The 17,954-nt window shown below is 56.2% G+C and carries 10 protein-coding genes; 4 read left to right on the plus strand and 6 right to left on the minus strand.

Annotation, left to right across the window (positions count from 1 at the left end):
- Positions 1 to 279 precede the first annotated feature (279 nt).
- From BREU_RS10425 to BREU_RS11760, 3 genes are all read left to right on the plus strand, one after another.
- The gene (locus BREU_RS10425; protein WP_044089768.1) at positions 280 to 1,566 is read left to right on the plus strand and encodes an ATP-binding protein; all 1,287 of its coding nucleotides are present in this window, start codon (positions 280 to 282) and stop codon (positions 1,564 to 1,566) included.
- A gap of 824 nt (positions 1,567 to 2,390) precedes the next feature.
- Positions 2,391 to 3,557 carry an ATP-binding protein gene (locus BREU_RS10430; RefSeq protein WP_044089767.1) on the plus strand — a complete coding sequence of 389 codons (1,167 nt, stop codon included), beginning with the start codon at positions 2,391 to 2,393 and terminating at the stop codon, positions 3,555 to 3,557.
- A gap of 283 nt (positions 3,558 to 3,840) precedes the next feature.
- Positions 3,841 to 5,391, plus strand: a complete 1,551-nt coding sequence (locus tag BREU_RS11760; RefSeq protein WP_044089766.1) for an ATP-binding protein — start codon at positions 3,841 to 3,843, stop codon at positions 5,389 to 5,391.
- 717 nt (positions 5,392 to 6,108) lie between these two features.
- Here BREU_RS11760 and BREU_RS12040 read toward each other — a convergent pair.
- From BREU_RS12040 to BREU_RS10460, 5 genes are all read right to left on the minus strand, one after another.
- On the minus strand, positions 6,109 to 7,740 hold the full coding sequence (locus BREU_RS12040; protein ID WP_152598611.1) for a hypothetical protein: 1,632 nt from the start codon (positions 7,738 to 7,740) through the stop codon (positions 6,109 to 6,111).
- A 253-nt stretch (positions 7,741 to 7,993) separates the two neighbouring features.
- On the minus strand, positions 7,994 to 10,045 hold the full coding sequence (locus BREU_RS10445; protein WP_044095971.1) for an isopeptide-forming domain-containing fimbrial protein: 2,052 nt from the start codon (positions 10,043 to 10,045) through the stop codon (positions 7,994 to 7,996).
- A 327-nt stretch (positions 10,046 to 10,372) separates the two neighbouring features.
- Positions 10,373 to 12,256, minus strand: coding sequence for an MSCRAMM family protein (locus BREU_RS10450; RefSeq protein ID WP_044095972.1), 1,884 nt, complete (start codon positions 12,254 to 12,256; stop codon positions 10,373 to 10,375).
- Between the two features lie 176 nt (positions 12,257 to 12,432).
- Positions 12,433 to 13,539 carry an IS30 family transposase gene (locus BREU_RS10455; protein WP_044089759.1) on the minus strand — a complete coding sequence of 369 codons (1,107 nt, stop codon included), beginning with the start codon at positions 13,537 to 13,539 and terminating at the stop codon, positions 12,433 to 12,435.
- A gap of 63 nt (positions 13,540 to 13,602) precedes the next feature.
- Positions 13,603 to 15,621 carry a hypothetical protein gene (locus BREU_RS10460; RefSeq protein ID WP_044089757.1) on the minus strand — a complete coding sequence of 673 codons (2,019 nt, stop codon included), beginning with the start codon at positions 15,619 to 15,621 and terminating at the stop codon, positions 13,603 to 13,605.
- Between the two features lie 737 nt (positions 15,622 to 16,358).
- Here BREU_RS10460 and BREU_RS10465 point away from each other — a divergent pair.
- Entirely contained in the window at positions 16,359 to 17,537 is a 1,179-nt protein-coding gene (locus tag BREU_RS10465; protein ID WP_044089756.1) for a class C sortase, read from the plus strand.
- Between the two features lie 184 nt (positions 17,538 to 17,721).
- Here BREU_RS10465 and BREU_RS10470 read toward each other — a convergent pair.
- The coding region (locus tag BREU_RS10470) for a transposase (RefSeq protein WP_044095974.1) at positions 17,722 to 17,954 on the minus strand (233 nt) is incomplete at its 5' end.

Raw genomic sequence — 17,954 nt, forward strand, 5'->3', positions numbered from 1 at the left:
CAAAACCGCGGAAATCCGCCATTGTGAGAAATTGTGAATATGAGGCGTGTGCCCCACAAACGCAAAACAGGCGATATTGCACTTGCGTGGCGCACAACAGGCACCCGCACCACGCCCGGTTGGCCGGCATTTTCAGTTTGGCGCACCGCACTCAATCTGTTGAATATTTTTGACATACATGACAATTATTTTCAATAACTTGTCTTTCTATTGAACATCTTTGACATATATGCAACAATAATTCAATAGCACATACCAATCCACCAGAGGAAAGACCTCATGCTGATACACCGAGACAGATATCTCAACGATCTCATCGCACGCATGGGCAATGGTCTGGTCAAGGTGATCACCGGGGCGAGACGCTGCGGAAAATCCTTCCTGCTGTTCACTCTGTTCGAGGATTATTTGCACGGCAAGGGCGTGGACGACGACCACATCATCGAAGCCGTGCTTGACGACATGGCGTATTCGGACCTGCGCGACCCGGAACGGCTGTACGCATACATAACGTCGCGTATCACAGCTCGCGACGAACAGTATTACGTGCTGCTGGACGAGGTGCAGTACGCAATATCCGACACGGAGATGCACGGCGATGAGCCTCCGCAACTATACGAGGTGCTCAACGGACTGCTGCGCATGCGTAACGTTGACGTATATGTGACAGGCAGCAATTCGAAGATGCTTTCCACCGACGTGATGACCCAGTTCCGCGGCCGCGGAGACGAGGTGCGCGTCCGCCCCCTGTCGTTCGCGGAATTCATGCAGGCATACGATGGAGATGTCCAGCACGGCTGGGCCGAATACGTGGTGTTCGGCGGCATGCCACTCACCCTGTCCATGCGGACCGACGAGCAGAAATCACGGTACTTGGAGAGCTTGTTCTCGGAAACCTATCTCAAAGACATCGTCGCACGGAACAGACTCCGCAAATCGCAGGAACTCGACGATCTGGTGAACGTCCTGGCCTCTTCGATCGGCGCGTTGAGCAATCCGTCCAAGATCAAGGCGACGTTCAGCAGCGTACTTCACTCCCTAATCAGCGTAAATACAATCACACAGTACATCGGCTATCTCGAGGACGCCTTCATCATCGAGGAGGCATGCCGCTACAACGTCAAGGGACGCCGGTACATCGGCAGTCCGAAAAAGTACTATTTCGAAGACGTGGGATTGCGCAACGCGCGTCTGGGATTCCGCCAAGTCGAACAGACGCACATCATGGAGAACATCGTATACAACGAGTTGCGTATGCGCGGGTTCAACGTCGACGTGGGCGTGGTCGAACAACGCGGATACCGCGACGGCATGCCTTTCCGCAGACAGCTGGAAATCGATTTCGTCGCCAACCTCGGCAGCCAGCGGTACTACATCCAATCAGCGTACCAGCTGCCAGACATGGAGAAGACCGCGCAGGAAAAGGCCTCGCTACTCGGCGTCGACGACAGCTTCCAGAAGATCGTGCTGGTGCGCGATATCATCAAGCCCACACGAGACGACCACGGCATCCTCACCATGAGCGTCTACGACTTCCTGCTCGAGCCGAACATCCTGCAGGCATAAGCACGCAATCACAATTAACCGGGAGCAGACTGGCCCGGTAGCCAGCGCAAAACAAGGAGTCAGACTGGCGTAAAACATGGCAATGTTCGTGCCCCGCAATTGCAAAAACGCGCTTTCTGCAGTTGTGTGGCACGCGGATGCGCCAGCGTGACACAACCACGAACAGCAAAACCGCGGAAATCCGCCATTCTCAGATTCCACGCCATTGTGGGCACGAAACAGACTGTGCCCCGCAAGTGCAAAACAGGCGAAATTGCAGTTGCGGGGCACACGACAGGCATCCACGACACACTAAGCATGCCCTCAGCGAAGCGACATGGCCATTACGCGCCCGTCTGGCTTCACTCAGCATCACGCAGCGAAGCCAGCCGGGCAACCACTGGCCAAACTACTTCACTGAGAACGCCCAGCGACGCCAAACGGCCACAATATGCCCAAACAGCTTCACTGAGAACGCTGTCAGTGAAGCCGCCATGACATCAACTGGCCAAATGACTTCGCTCAGCCAACTCAGTGAAGTCACACGGCCACCACATGCCCAACCGACTTCACCAAGCCACCTGAGCGACGCCACACGGCCACCACCCGGCCAGCCACTTCGCCAAACAAACCCGGTGGCACCACACAGAGACGATTGGAACGCAATCGGATAGGCGCCTACGTCAGCCAACACCCAAGCCATGCAAATCAACGAGTGGGCATTATGTAAATCGACGAGTATACTTTATGCAAATCAACGAGTATAATATATGCAAATCGACGAACATTTGTCCGATATGTTCGAGAATTCGGCAAACCCAAGAAGAGGGAAAGAACATAGCCCTATGATTCCACGCGAACTAACCGCCAAACTCCAATCCCTGGCAGAGCTATTCCCCGCAGTCACCCTGACCGGACCAAGGCAAAGCGGCAAATCCACCCTCGTCCGGACGACATTCCCGAACTACCGATACGTCTCACTTGAGGATGAGGACATGCGCGAAGCGGCGTTGGACGATCCGCGCGCCTTCCTCGCCAGATACAACAACCACGTTATTTTGGATGAGGTGCAACGCACGCCTGCGCTGTTCTCCTATCTGCAAGGCGTCATCGACCAGCACAACGCCCCCGGTCAATACATCTTGTCCGGCTCGCAGAACTTCCTGCTCATGAACCGCATCTCCCAATCACTGGCAGGGCGCGTCGCCGTACTTCATCTGCTGCCATTGTCGTATTCGGAGCTCGCCGCCGCCCATCGCGAGCCGAACACCATCGACGATTTCCTGTTCGAAGGCTGCTATCCACGCCCAGTGACCCTCGGCATCGACCCCGCGGACTTCTTCCCCAGTTACATCAAGACCTATATTGACCGTGACGTACGGGCAGAACTTGGCATCAAAAAAATCACCGAGTTCAATACATTCCTCACGCTATGCGCCACCCGCGTAGGAGAAGTGCTCAACATAACAAGCCTCGCCAACGATTGCGGCATCAGCACCGACACCGCCCGCGACTGGCTCTCCGTTCTGGAGACAAGCTTCATCACGCTACGATTGCACCCATACCACAAGAACTATGGGAAACGACTCATCAAAGCGCCGAAACTCTACTTCTACGACACCGGACTCGCAGCCAATCTGCTCGGCATCGAATCCGCCGACCAGCTGTTCACCAGTCAGAACCGTGGGAATCTGTACGAGAATGCCATCGTGGTGGAAATCATCAAACGATATCAAGCAATCGGGCGCGAGCCGAAACTGTTTTACTGGCGAGACAGCAATCAGAAGGAGATCGATCTCATCATCGAACGAGGTGGCCGGCCGCAATACGCCATCGAAGTGAAGTCCTCGTCCACATACCGGCCGAAGTCCTTCGAGAATCTCGAGGATCTGGCGCCGCTGATGGGCGTCGACCCACAGCACCGCTTCATCGTCTACGGCGGCAGCGAAGCCATCGACACACGTCATGGACACGTCATCGGCATCAACGACGTGGGCAGACTTGTCCAGTAAGGTTCGGCGAAGCAGGCTTCGCTGCTGCTGACTTGAGCATCACGCCTTCACACTTTCGTCCACAATGACACAAGTTTTTATGCTATACCAACGCTATAGCAGAAGAATCGCAGCAAAAAGCAGAAAAATAACATGATTTTACGATTGCATATCGAAAACTGATGCATCTCCATCGACATTCACACAAATAATTAGTACAATAGCAGAAGTTTTAAATCCTATAGCAGGATTTTCAATTCGACGATAACCTGCACAGCAACCTGCGACAACAATGAGGTGTGATATGCCTGCGGAACTTGAGCAACTGGTGAGGGACACGGTGAAAAACCGTTGCGAGACACAGACGTTGGAGGTCAAAGCCGCCGCGGAAGGCACACCGCGCGTATACGATTCGTTGTCTTCGTTCTCCAATCAGAACGAGGGCGGCATCATTCTATTCGGCATTGACGAGCAAGCGGGCTTCACAATTTGCGGCGTCTACAACGCGCAGGATCTACAGAAAAAAGTGTATGGCCAATGCGAAGGCATGACACCGCAGATACGGCCCGTCTTCGCCACGGTCACCGTAGACGGCAAAACTGTGGTGGCGGCATACATCAACGGCCGTCCCATGAGCGAGCGCCCGGTGTACCGAACCAGCCGAGGTATCACGGAAGGATCCTATACGCGCATCGGAGATGCTGACGTGCGTATGACCGCCACCGAGCTTTATGAAATCGAATCCTTCAAAGAGGGCCGCAGAGACGACATCAGCATTAGCCCATCCGCGGAACCCGACATGCTGGACAAGACCAAAGTCGCCCAGTTCATCATCGACGCAGCCAAGGAACGGCCACTGCTGGCACGACGCTCAGACGATGAGATCCTGACGCTCACCGGAGTCATGCAGCATCGCAAGCCCACACTGGCGGGCATGCTGACACTCGGCGATTATCCGCAACGCATCTACCCCAATTCATGCATCACCGCAATCGCGGTGAACGGCACCGACATTCAGCCCGATGGCAATGGGCAGCGTTTCACGGACAACAAACGTTACGAGGGCACCATATCTGAGATGCTCGAGGGCGCCGCGGGGTTCGTGGCCCGCAACAGTAGAACCAAAGTGGTGATCCGCAACGGCAAACGTACGGACATACCCGAATATCCGGAAACCGCCGTACGGGAGATACTCACCAACGCGTTGATGCACCGCGATTATGGCCCCTATTCCAACGGAACCCCCATTCGCCTTGTGCTGTTCTCCGATAGGCTCGAATGCTGGAATCCGGGAGGCGTATATGGCGGGCAAAGCATCAACGATCTGGGATACGCCAATATGCCGACCCGCAACCCCACCTTGGTCTCATTGCTGGAAATAGAGAAAATCGCGGAGAATCGCCATTTGGGAATCCCCGTCATTCGCGAAGAAGCCGCAGATTGCGGCGTCCGCCAGCCGGAGTTCATCGACCGCAAAGGCTCGTTCATGGTTCGGTTCTTCAACACCGCTGATCCTGCGGAGCGTACGGGGCATGCGACTCCCACAGAACCCGCGAATCATATCGAGCATGTCGACAATGCCAGCGATGAGAGCCGCGCACAGGCATCCCCGGAACAGGCGCAGGGCAACGCACATGAGCGCTACATAGATTCCGAACAAGTCCGACAAAGCATACTCCGATATTGCGCAACGCCCCGTTCCGCACAAGACATAGCAGGCCACCTCGGTCTGAGCATGACATATGTAAGACGAGCATATGTGCTTCCCCTGGTCGCCGGAGGACAACTCGCGCTGACGCTGCCGGACAAGCCACGCAGCAAATTCCAGCGATACCAGTCCAGCACCGCTGCGTGATTCAACCGCGCCATTGAACAGCTGTCGCGAGCCGCCCTTGCGGCCCCACTGGTGGGGTCAGGCATGTTGAGGATGGTTGGCGATGATTGAGGATGATTGGGATTGTTGGGATTATTGGGATTATTGGCGATGATTGGGATGGCCGGCAATGACCCTTCCGCCAGCGATTGAGGTGTGGCCGTGCCCCGCAAATGCAAAAACGCGCTTTCTGCAGTTGCGGGGCACACGGGTGCGGCACGCAAACGCCGTCAATCGATACACATGACCACCGTGGCACAACCACGAACAGCAAAACCGCAGAAAACCGCCATTCTCAGATTCCACGCTATTGTGGGCACGAAACAGGCCGCGCCCCGCAAGTGAAAAACAGGCGATATTGCAGTAGCGGGGCACGCGACAGGCATCCGCATCACACCCCAGCACGCCCACAGCGAAGCCAAACGGCCACAACATACCCGGCTGGCTTTGCTTAGCAGCACTTCGCTTAGCAGCACGCAGCGAAGCCAGCCGGGCAACTACTGGCCAAACCACTTCACTGAGAACGCCCAACGCAGCCAAACGGCCACCACATGCCCAACCGACTTCACTGAAACGCTGTCAGTGAAGTCATCACGACATCAACTGGCCCGATGGCTTCACTAAGCCAACTCAACGAAGCCAAACGGCCACCACATGGCCAAAAGGCTGCGCCACCACAACACTCTGCCAATAAATACGCTAGCGCAATATACGGAACGTTTGTTTCGGACAATTTTTATAGAGCGACATAGTGAAACAAGCCTGTAAATGACTATCGTCAACTATCTCCTGGCCGGTCCAGGTAGCGGCGATATGAGTTATAGGAGCGGTCGGAGACACGGGCTGCTTTTTCTCCCATGTGGCTGTTGAAAGCACATCCACATATGAAGGAAGGGGAGGCTTGACTGCGGCATTAGTCCAATTCGACGGGAACACCCATTGCTTCTTCTGATAAGCACTTCTGGTTGCTGCCTCCACTGTACAGGGTATGCCGTAATTGTTATCCTTGCCGAAGGAGAAGAGTAGCCGCGCATAACCTGCGTTAGGCCGTTGAGGAAGATTGAACGGGCTAATCTTGCCACCATGATGAGCAGCCACTACAGCGGCTATTACGGCATTAGGGAACGGGTCAATGAAACTATCATATGACGCGTCGCCAGGCAGAACCCATTTAGAAAGCGTACCGTCCGGATTCGTGTTCTCAACGTTGACTGCTATTCCGCACTCGTTTGGATCGCCAGTTAATGATCCAGTACATTGCGTCAACGCTATTTTCTGGCCCGCTTGAGTAGTAATCGTCATCGTGGCAGGTTGGTTAGCCTTGATGAGGTTTGGGAACGGCAAAATGGTACATTTTGCATCAATCAGTGTTTTGACCAAGCGCATGGAACCTGGACGAAGTGATGAACCGACAGGAGGAAGCACCCATACACCGTTCTTTACAGGCTTACCAACCTTTCTATATGCACCTGCGTAATGATCAAAATGCCAATGAGACAAAATAACAGGAGCAGGATTCGATTCATGCCGGCAATAGCGTAATGAATGTGGCGTAGTACCGCCACCTTTCGAGTACAAACCATGGCCGTAATCACTGTAAGCAAGAACTCTTCCATGACAGTCAGCAAGACCGACGCATAGCCCTTGACCAACATTAAAACAAATACACTGATCCATCCGTTTAAGAGGTTTTAACGCAATTTCAAGCTGGCTTATGGATGCATCATGTCGATGCAATCCCTGCGCGTACAGGACTGCTTCCATTGCTGCGGATTCTTGTTGGGAACACACTTGAGCATCGATAAACCTACGGAGTTGAGCAGCATCCCACTGAAAACCGTAATGCCATGTAGACAACGCAAAGCCAATCGAAGGAAGCGTCGTGCGTGGATTGTTGTCGACTACCTCATCAAGACGAATTCTGAACCAAGTATTAAACCTGTCTCGCACTTGGAAAATGCTATGATTCGATTCAATAACAATCGTAATACGGCATATACTTAATTGGCTAAGAGGATCGTCCACGGAGTCCAAAGTATCGAAATCATAGTCGAACGCACGATTCCAATACTTGGTGACATTCTCCCTGATCTGATCGACGCTCCTCGTAATTGCATCCACGGAATCATCAGGGTTATTGTGAATTGCAAAATACGAATCTGGACCAGCGTTCCACAAGCCATCTGAACGTGCATTAATAGCAGAAAACACTACAAGTAAACGGCCCTCATCGCTAGGCTCAATCTCATCAATCTTGGCGTAAAACAGTCTTTCCCGTTTCCCGCGATCCCTAGACGAGCGAGTACGACGCGGCGTCCGAACATATTCCATGCTACCCCCCACACACACAGTCATAAATGAGTACCATTATACTTGTCGGCTCTGTGAGACCAGGTTGACTAGAGTTTCAATTCCACTCACCTTATTACGTCTTAACGGTTATCTCTTGCCTGCCCGTAGATGCAATATACAAGGCTTTATATCCCCAGATACACGAATGGTCTGCTTGCGCCAAGCAAGCAGACCATTCTATTGATTAACGCACCGGAAGCGTTATTTCATTCCCTCTACGCGCATGTACGTATCACGCACGAAGGGCGCGCTTGGTGGCGCGGGACTTCATGTAGACGGTGATGGAAGCACCGGCGAGGAGCGCAGCGATGACGCCGAACATCGCGATGCCGGCAGCACCGGTCTTCGGCAGCTCGAAGACGTTCTTCACGTTCAGCACGTTGTACTGATATGTGACCTCGCCATCCTTGCTGACAAGGCTCCATGCATCGCCTTCATCACCGGAGTACTCGACGGCGGAAACAGTGACCTTGCCGTCAGCATCCTTGGTGTCTTGAGCAACCTGATCGCCCCAAGTCTGAGCGGACGGATCCTTGGTGGATTCATCAGCCACGTAGTTCGGGGTGATGGTGAAGTCGAAGCTCGGCAGAATCGTGCTCTGGTAGTCAGCCGGAGCCTTGACCTCAGTCACCTTGTAGTTGATGACATTGCCATCAGCATCAGTGGCAGCCAGACCATCAAGACCAGAGACCAAACCCTTCTCGTCGGAAGCGAACTTGGTGGCATCCGCCTCGTTCACCCACTCGACCTTGGACACCTTCTTGCCATTCGCATCGGTCTCAGTGGTGGTCTTCATGTACACGGTCTGTGCAGCGGGGTACCAGCGCCACAACCTTGGACACCACGAACTCAGCACCCTCCAGCGGAAGGTTCTTGCCGGCGTCCTTGGCGTACTTTTCGATCTGGAACTTGAAGGTGTAGACATTGACCTCACCGCCAGGATGGTGGTCTTGTCTTCGATGTTATCCGGGTTGTTGGAGTAGGTGAGCTCGACCTTGTTCGGGTTGGCCTGCACGTTACCGGGGATGGAAATCAGGGCATCCTTGTTGAGCTCGGCCTTGAGGATCACCTTCACAGTGCCGCCTTCAAGGATCTTGCCATCCTTGACGCTGGTGGCCGTAGGAGTCTGGTTAACGTAACCGCCGAGATCAATCGTCACCTTGGTGGCGTTGTTTGCAGCGGCATTATCCGTGTACTTGGCAGCCTCGTTGGTCACCGAGTAATCGTTGTGCGCGTTGTAGGTGTTCTTCACCAGAGTCTTAGTCTCGTCGCCCTTGGTGACCGTCACGGATTCGATGCTCTTGAAGGTCAGGCCAGCGCTCATCTTATCGATGACCTGCAGCACGCGACGATTGGTACCGGTGTACGGGTTGTCGGAGTCCTTCTCGTAGCCAGTGTAGGTCGGAATCTTGGTGGTCAGCTCGTAGGTGACTTCGTCGCCGATGTTGAAGTCCGGGGTGGTGTCGGAAGTGTAGCCATCGTTCTTGTTACCCTGAACGACCTGCTTGTACACCGGCAGTGTCTGGTTCTTCAGGTTGATCACGCCATCGGCGAGAACCTTCTCGGTGATGCCATCTTCGGAGACGACCAGCTTGGTGCCCAGCACCATCTTCAGCGAGTTGGTCCACTCCTCATTCTGCTTGGTCGGATCCTTCTGGTCAGCGGAGGTAGTGTCATTCGCTTCTGTAGTATCCACGACCAGATACAGACCTGGTTCGAGATTAGTAACAGTGTAGGAGAAGGTGTCCGTGTCCGAGCCGGGCTGACCGATCACACCCTGGAGATCCTGCGCAGTCAAGTCGGATACAGTCTTCGCCGGCTCACCAAGCTTGGTGATGTCCAATTGCTCGGCAAACGTACGGGTCAGGCCAAGCCACGGATTCTCAGTGGACTGCACACCATTGTCGAGACGCCCCTGCTTCTGCGCAGACCATGCCAGAGGATCCTCATTGGAATCGGCGGGATACTGATCGTTGGCCTTGTTCAGCGCGTCCTGGATTTCCTTGACGGATTCCGACTGCTTGTCGTGGACAACGCCATCCTGCCAGCCGTTCGTCTTCAGACCAACAGTGGTTGCACCCTGATACTGCTCATAGTCGGCAAGCTTGTACACCTTGAACGTACGTCCGACCAACGATGCCTCGCTGCCGCGCAGTTCAATCGTGGTACCCAATTGCGGATATGACGGCGTTTCCACCGCATTCGCGGTGCTGGCGCCGAGGGCCAGACCGCCGAGCAGGGTCGCCAGGGCGGCGACGCCTGCGAATAGTTTCCTCATCTGCATGAGAAACCCTTCTTTCTTGTTCTTCTGAATTCTTCTTGAATTCTTTGGTTACTGCGTGTTGCTGTCGCGAAAAACGGGAATCAGCCAGACGCTATGCGTCACCGGGCGTCGGTTATGCATCGAAACTGCACCGGATGCTCCGTTGCGTGACACAGTTACCGCATCACGTCCGTGGCATCGTCCGCACGGCTCGTTCTTCGCGATCCGCAAGTCTTGAATTAGTGATTGACGAACTCGGAGTCCGTCGGCTGTAATACCCCCTCAGCCCCCCTTATTTTCCCATCAGAAAGGGACACTGGCATACCAATTGACGAGGGCCTCAAAAGTTCAGGCGAGCCCCTTTCTCTTGCGATATTCGTTGATCAGGGCAAGTATGATTGCGGCAGCCACGGCGGCGACGCCACCGATCAGCAGCCAGGTACGCGCGTCGGTACCGCCGGTAAACGGCAGGGACGCGACCAGCTTCGCATTCGTCAGCGTGCACTCGTCGGTCGTCTCGCCTCCTCCGGCAGTCGGCACGACGGTCCGGCGCTCAGCCGGGATGCCGAAGCGCGCAGCGATTCGCGCGACTGCGGTGGCAGTCGCATTGGCCGCAGTCTTCGCAACGCCGGCGCCCGGGTTATCGTTTGACTGGGTAGCCGGCTTCTGTGCCAAACACTGTGTCGTAGCGACGTTCGATGAAGTATTCCATTCGCCGTGCAGGGTCATGCTCGACTGACCCTTGGCATCAATGGTGATAATCGCGTAGGTCTTGTCGGGGTCCGGCTTGGCGTAGCCGTCCTGGGCTTTGGTTTCGACCAGCTTGTACTGGGTCTTGGCGTCTTCCGGAGTAGACGAGTACGTCAGCTCGCGCACGGTGAAGTGGCCCTCGGCGGGGTTCTTGTCCACGTACGACTGCTTAGTGTTCGATTGCTTGGCGCAGTCGGCACTGGTGCAATCGGTTACTGTGCGGGAATCCGTCGTCGGTTCACCTTGGCTATCCAACTTAGTAATCGTCCACTCGGTGCCGCTCAGCAGCTTGCTGTCGTCCGCAACGTCGACCTTCTTCCACGACACTCCAGTAGGAGTGTTGGCGATCTGGTTGCCGTCCACTTCCGTACCGGCCGTGTCGTTCGCGCTGGTGTGCTTGGTAAGTGTGACGGCGGCGTTGGATGCGGGATCGATGGTGAACGTGTAATACGTGTCCTTGTCGGGCTGTTGGTATCCGTCCGGCGCCTTGGTTTCGACCAGTTTGTAGTTGCCGGCCAGCAGGCCATTCACGGTAAAGCGGCCTTCGGCACCGTTGGAATCCTTGAGTTCCTTGGAACCGCTTTGGGTCTCCGGGCACTCCTTCACCGAGTCGCTGAGCACACAATCTGTGACTTTGAGATTCGCGAACGATGTATCGTCCTTGCCGTCCTCGGTCAGCTTGGTGATGGTCCACTCGCTGCCGGGAAGGTCCTGCAAAGCGGTGACGTCATCCTTGGTATTGTTCTTGCTCCAGCTGACGCTGCCACTCATCGGACTGTTACCGATGGCATTATCCTTGATTGGGCCGTAACCGTCCGGATCGACGTTCTTGTCCAGTGTGATGGGCGGCTCTTTGACGTTGCCGTCCTCCTGCTCCACAATCGTGAACGTGTACACATTGGTAGTGGCGTGATATCCGTTCGGCGCCGCCTTTTCCTTCAGCAAGTACGTACCTGGCTTGAGATTCTCCACACCGATCTTGCCCGGCTGCGGGTTGGTGTCGCGGATACCGCCATCGCGAATATCCACCTCCAGCCACTTGGATTCATCGGCATCCGTCACTTCATGCCAGCACGTGGACGGCTTCGCTGCAGTGTTGTTCTGGCAGTCAAGTGGACGCAGGTACTCGTTCAGCATGCCGCCGTTTTGTGTGCGCAGAGTCCAGACGGAGCCATCAAGGTATACGGGCTCTTTATTGGTATCGCCGGAATTGGCATCAGATGCCGCGACCTTGTCCCACGAGGCGGAGTACGGGGTGGAGAAAGAAATCACGCCGTTGGTGCCGAACGCGCCGCCGGACAGACGTGCCGCGTTGTTGGTGAACCGAACGGCGGCGTTGTTCCAGACAATAGACTTACCACCATCAGTTGTTGGCGCACCATTCGCTTTGCCATACTCCGTCAGCTGGGCCTTCAGCGCGATACCGGTGTAAATGGTGTTGAAGGTCGATGATGAATCGGCATGATATGGGCTGTCGCCCAAATGCGTATCTTCAGATTGATCCCTGTCTGGATTTACGAGGTGAAGTTCCGCAGGCGCATTTGCCTTGACCTTGGCAAGCTCATTCAACGAATCCGAATTGTAACGTTGCGGATATCCAACATCATTCCTATCCAATTCATTATCAGCATATCGCTTCACAGCATTGCTGCCCGGATTCAATTTGTAAGTGCAACACTCGTCTTTGGGTGGCTTGTCTTTGACGTTACCCTGTCGAGCTCGCGGTACCAAACCTCGTTGGGCGTTTCCCACCCGAGGACCTTCAACGGGGTGTCGTTGATCTCCTGGACGATGGCCTGCAGGTCCCCGTCCGACAGGTCGTCGAAGCTGGTTTTCTTGGGCAGGTAGCGGCGGATGCGGCCGTTGCGGTTCTCGTTCGTGCCGCGCTGGTACGAGGAGTACGGGTCCGCGAAATAGGTGAGCATGCCCAATGCCTCGTCCACGAGCAGATGGCAGGAGGACTCCGTGCCGTTGTCCCAGGTGCGGTCGATGCGCGCGGGCGCGGGGATGCGGCTGTAGATGTCGTATTCGGCGCGCGCGGTCGCCAGCGCGCTCTTGTCGGGGATGAACCGGGCGAACAGGCGGCGGCTCTTGCGTTCGACCTGCGTGTCGATGCACCGTCTCGAGGGGGCCGTGCCGATGACCGTGTCGGACTCGAAGTGGCCGAACTCATGCCGCGAGTCGACGCGTTTGGGCCGCTGCGCGATCGGCACGCGCATCGGGATCCTCGGCCCCTTCGACCTGCGGCCCTTGGCGCGCGTGCGGTGCCGTTTGCCGCGCGGCAGGTACTGTCTGAGGTCCAGCGCCTTCTGCGGTGTCGCGTAGATCCACTGGTAGAGGCACTCGTGGCTTATCCGCATGCGCGCGTCGGCCGGGAACTGGACCCTGAGCCGTCCTTCGATCCGTTCGGGCGTCCATCCCTTGCGCAGCGCGTCCATCACCCACGCGAGCAGCGGCGAGTAGGACATGCGCAGGGGCTTGCGCGACCTGCGGGCGCGTGTCTCGGCCTTGCGCTGCGCGGTCATGGCCGAATAGAACGGACGGGCCGTCCATGCGCCGGTCTTCAGGCGTTTCGGCCGGTACGGACGGTAGGAGTCGTTCTCGTTGGACGCGAACCACAGGCCTCGTCTCAGCTCGCGGCTGACCGTGGACTTGTCACGGCCGATCCTCAACGCGATCTGGCACACGCCTAGCCCCTCTCGGTTCCTCAACTCGTCGATCCGGACCCGCTCCTCGGCCGACAGGTGGGAAATCACTTTCCTCATGAGCGCAACACCTTCTCCAGTTAGAACCTGAACACTTCCAACCATAGAGCGGGTGTTGCGCTTCTATCTAGAACCCGGACTGTTTGACTCATCACTCCACTCAGGAGCTTGGTAATCATCGCTGAAACCATTGGCTTGGGTTATTGGAGTTCCATCCCAGTACCAATTCACAGCCGGTTCCGAGCGATCCATGAACCATGTATTCAGCAGTTTGAACGTACTTTCCGCATAGCCCTTACCTTTCGGATTCATCATTGCGAAGTCATCGCCAGCCATGTAATTGGCATAATGGTACTTATCGTTGGAATCGATGTTGTAGTCCACGTTGTTGTTGAACAGCGCGATATTGCCGCCCTCAGATGCCTCGCCTTTACCCGACGGGCACAACCACAGGCCACCGCCGAAGTGCCCGGCGACGTTGCTTTCGGCCACGGCCTTGCCCATGAATGCAGTGGTATTCTCCTCCGTATACACGGCACCGCCAAGATAGCCGGATGTGTTGCCCTCAAAGACACCACCCATGAAGTAAGCGATAGATTTGGGATTATCCTTGTCAAATCCCTGAAGGAAGATCGCTCCACCGGCGCCACCAGTAGGAAGAACTTTCTTCGTTGCGTCGTCATTCAGGTACTGGGTATTCTGCTCGCCTACGCCGACTGCGGTCCAGTTTCCGGTGAATGTCGGCTTCTTGGAGCTGTCAAGCGGATCATTGAACACCCACAGATTGCCGTGTGCGTAGATCGCGCCACCACCGGTCATGAACGCGGCCGCATTGGCGTGGTTCTTGGAGAAGGTCACCTCGCCTTGGATGGTGAGATCGCCGCCATCGGTATGGATTGCGCCGCCGCCAGCGTTTTTATATGCGTCATTGCGGCACGAACCATTCCCCACGTTACCGTATGCATCCCGCGTGCAAACGTCGAATTCCTGAGCATTCTCGGTAAACGTACCGCCCGTAACAGTGGTAGAGCCCGCAGGCTGCGCGATAACACCGCCGCCAGCACCATATGACACGTTGGACTTAAAAGTGCCTCCAGAAACGGAAAGTGTGCCACCATTGAATACTACGCCACCGAGTTTATTTGCAGAGTTGCCAATGAACTCGCCACCGGCAACTGTCATTTCGCTACCCCCCATGTTGCGCAGCACACCACCGCCCTGCCATCCGCCAGCTCCAGTGGAGGTGGATTTGTTATTCTCAAAAGTCCCACCGCTGACAACCGTCTTCGCACCATTTGTCTGGTACAGCACGCCGGCGTTTACTGCACTGTTGCCGGAGAATGTGCCGTCGTTAATAGCGATAGTTCCTGAATCCGCATACAGTACAGCAGCGGTCTCCGCTTTGTTATCTACAAAAGTGCCGTTGTTGATAATGACTGAGCCACCAGTCACTTTTATGACTCCACCGTTCGCATATCCGGTGTCAGCGGTGTCCACACCAGAGAATACGCCATTGTTCACGGTCAGTCTGCCACCGTTGTTCACCAAGACGAGCCAACGCTTACCGTTCTTGTAAGTGAAGTTCGCGTCCTTTGCGTCCGCACCAATCGTCAGCTTACCGTTGACGATGAGCACACCATCGCCGGCCGTCGCAGCGTTGATCGACGAATCCAAGCCATCTTTGGCAGTCAACGTAACATCTGCATCTGCGGGAATAACAATCGAATCGCCGGCATCAATCTTCGTCGCAATCGTCACAGTACCTGACTGGCTCATGCAGCTGGAGAGCATGGCCCAATCCTGCACGCTATCGCATCCGGCAGCTGCGGGCGCGAGCTGGGGAGTTGAGGAACCGTTCGCGGTATTGGCATCCGTGCTGTTCGCGGCATCGCTGGCGGAATCGCCAGAGGTGTCGTTTTGGGAATCAGAATTGGAGCCGGAGCCGGAGTCCCCAGCCTGCGGGTTCGCGGTCTGTGAAGCGGCGGCGGAATTCGGGTCGCCGGTTTCGGTAATGCCGTTGGCGGTGTTCTGAGCCAATGCCGGGGTGGCATATGCCAGCAGCAACGCCGCTGAAGCGACTGCGGCACACGCTGCTTCGCCGATCTTCTTCACTCGACTCGGTATGTGCAATCCGTTGAACATAAACCCCGCTCGATTACTCTTCACAACAAATTTTTATCGATAAAAAGAGTCATAACTTTTTATCGCAAAAAGAACCACAGTTATCAGTAGTCCCTCACCGTTGATTGGACGATCCAAACTACCTTTCGCTCTTCCAAGCTCTGTATACCTTGATACCCCCCCGACACCCTTTGTCAAGTAATTGCAACGTTGTTAACGCTCTCAAGCACCCTCGTAAACCATTGCAAATACAGCGTTCTCACCCCATTCCACCAGGCGGAAAATAATCCGAAAATAGGGGGTATGCAACGGGGGATACACCGGTTACGCGCGTGTCGCATGCGCCAAGCGGGCGGTACGAGCACAACGTAGTCAGCAGCGCAGCACCCGGATATCGTACGGTCCAGACGCCGCACAATCCGGATACTGCACGGTTCCGGCATCGCACCGTTCAAACACCGCACGACCCAAGCACCGCACGGTTCCGGCATCGCGCATAATCCCGTGTACAATCCCGTGCACCGTGGCTCTGGCAGCCCACTCCGTCGAACGCTCCGCCCCGCCCGCCATATCCAGCATTCCGCGATATTCGTACGGGGGTTTGTACGGTGGCCGCAACGCGGAGTAACGTGGGCGAACGTATGGGGCGCTCCGGCGAACAACATCGGCGATTGAGATTCGTCTCGGTCATGCAAGGTTGCTCGCCATGGAATCACCCACCTGGACATGGTCCGACACAACAGCAGGGAGGCGGCGCGATGATACGGGGGCGCAATGGCACAGGACGGCACAAACGCCCGACTTCAGCGCCGACTGCGGCGGCCACACAAGCTCAACAAGCCCCGTCGGCGGCAGTCACACGGCAAGCCCCAGCAGCAGCGGCAGTCACTCCGTCAGTCTCGCCCGCACATACCGACTCATTCGCCCCCACCCGGTTCGCCGAGGCTACCGATATCTCCGATCTTGCCGCCGAGCGACGTCGCCTGCAGCGCAACCTCATCGTGATGCGCGTCATCACCATCCTGCTGTTGGTCGCGGCACTGGCAGTGGCCTGCTTCCCGCTGGCCCTGCAGTTCCAGTCCAGCATGGAGCTGGCCAAAACCGCAGCGACCAGCGCGCAGAACGTGGCGAACTGGCCGTACCCTCAAGCCGAGGATGCGCTCAAGGCCGCGCGCGCGTACAACGAGAAGCTCGCGCAGTCCGGGCAGCCGATACTCGGCGAGGCGGTGGACCCGTTCTCCGGAGCACAAGGCGGCTCGCAGGCCAGCGGCGAGGATTCCGCATCGTCGAAGGACAAGGAATACCAGAGCCTGCTCAACGCGGGCGACGAGGTGATGGGCACCATCAAAGTGCCGAAGCAGTCCATCGACCTGCCGATCTACCACGGCACCTCCGAAGAGGCGCTGGCCTCGGGTGCCGGGCACCTGTACGGTTCATCGCTGCCAGTGGGCGGCAAATCCACGCATTCGGTGATCACCGGACACCGTGGACTCGTGGAGGCGATGATGTTCACGCGCCTCGACGAGATGAAGAAGGGCGATTTCTTCTACATCGAGGTGATGGGGCAGACCCTGGGCTACGAGGTGGATCGCATCTCCGTAATCCTGCCGAACGACACCTCGCAGCTCAAGATCGTGCCTGGAGAGGACCGCGTGACGCTGATGACCTGCACGCCGTACGGCGTGAACACGCACCGTCTGCTGGTCTCCGGGCATCGCGTGGCGATTCCGATTCCCGCACCGAAACCGAACGATGTGCATGATGCCCGCAACATCGCCATTGCGGTCGGGCTCGGCGTGCTGTTGCTCGGATGGCTGGTCGTGCTGTTCGCACGGCGGCATCAGAGTGCGCTGATCATGCGCCACGCGGCATGGTGGCCATGGCGCAAGCGTCGTGGCGACAGGGCGAACGACACGATCAGCGCGTTCGGGGAGTAGCGGCCCGCGCACTACACGGCGGCACTACACAGCAGCACTACACGACGGAATCGCACGCTGGAATCGCACCTTTTGAAACTTTTGATTTTTTTGAAAGTTTTGATTTCGTCACCATGCATCTGATTGGTGCGTCTGGTCTACCGGAGGCGGAGCGGAGAGCTATACCACTTTCGTATCGTGATAATTATAAGAGGCTTCTGCTGTTTTCGTGGGTTAGTTGGTGGGTTGGGGGTAGTCGGATGTCGAGGCCGCCGCATCGGAGCATGATCAGGCTGATGAGGTTGTCGACGTGGTGGAAGCCGTAGGCCATGCGGATGGTGACCTTGATGCGGTTGTTGAACGCCTCGAGCCTGGCGTTGGAGTACCCGAGTTCGATGGTGCGCAGGATGTCGGGGCGGCGTCTCCTGATCTTTTTGG

The sequence above is a fragment of the Bifidobacterium reuteri DSM 23975 genome, from assembly GCF_000741695.1.
Taxonomy (GTDB): domain Bacteria; phylum Actinomycetota; class Actinomycetes; order Actinomycetales; family Bifidobacteriaceae; genus Bifidobacterium; species Bifidobacterium reuteri.

Coding starts and splice junctions, on each gene's coding strand:
- BREU_RS12040 (WP_152598611.1), bottom strand. CDS start 7,740: ATGGAATATGTTCGGACGCCGCGTCGTACTCGCTCGTCTAGGGATCGC.
- BREU_RS10430 (WP_044089767.1), top strand. CDS start 2,391: ATGATTCCACGCGAACTAACCGCCAAACTCCAATCCCTGGCAGAGCTA.
- BREU_RS10425 (WP_044089768.1), top strand. CDS start 280: ATGCTGATACACCGAGACAGATATCTCAACGATCTCATCGCACGCATG.
- BREU_RS11760 (WP_044089766.1), top strand. CDS start 3,841: ATGCCTGCGGAACTTGAGCAACTGGTGAGGGACACGGTGAAAAACCGT.
- BREU_RS10460 (WP_044089757.1), bottom strand. CDS start 15,621: ATGTTCAACGGATTGCACATACCGAGTCGAGTGAAGAAGATCGGCGAA.
- BREU_RS10455 (WP_044089759.1), bottom strand. CDS start 13,539: ATGAGGAAAGTGATTTCCCACCTGTCGGCCGAGGAGCGGGTCCGGATC.
- BREU_RS10465 (WP_044089756.1), top strand. CDS start 16,359: ATGATACGGGGGCGCAATGGCACAGGACGGCACAAACGCCCGACTTCA.
- BREU_RS10445 (WP_044095971.1), bottom strand. CDS start 10,045: ATGCAGATGAGGAAACTATTCGCAGGCGTCGCCGCCCTGGCGACCCTG.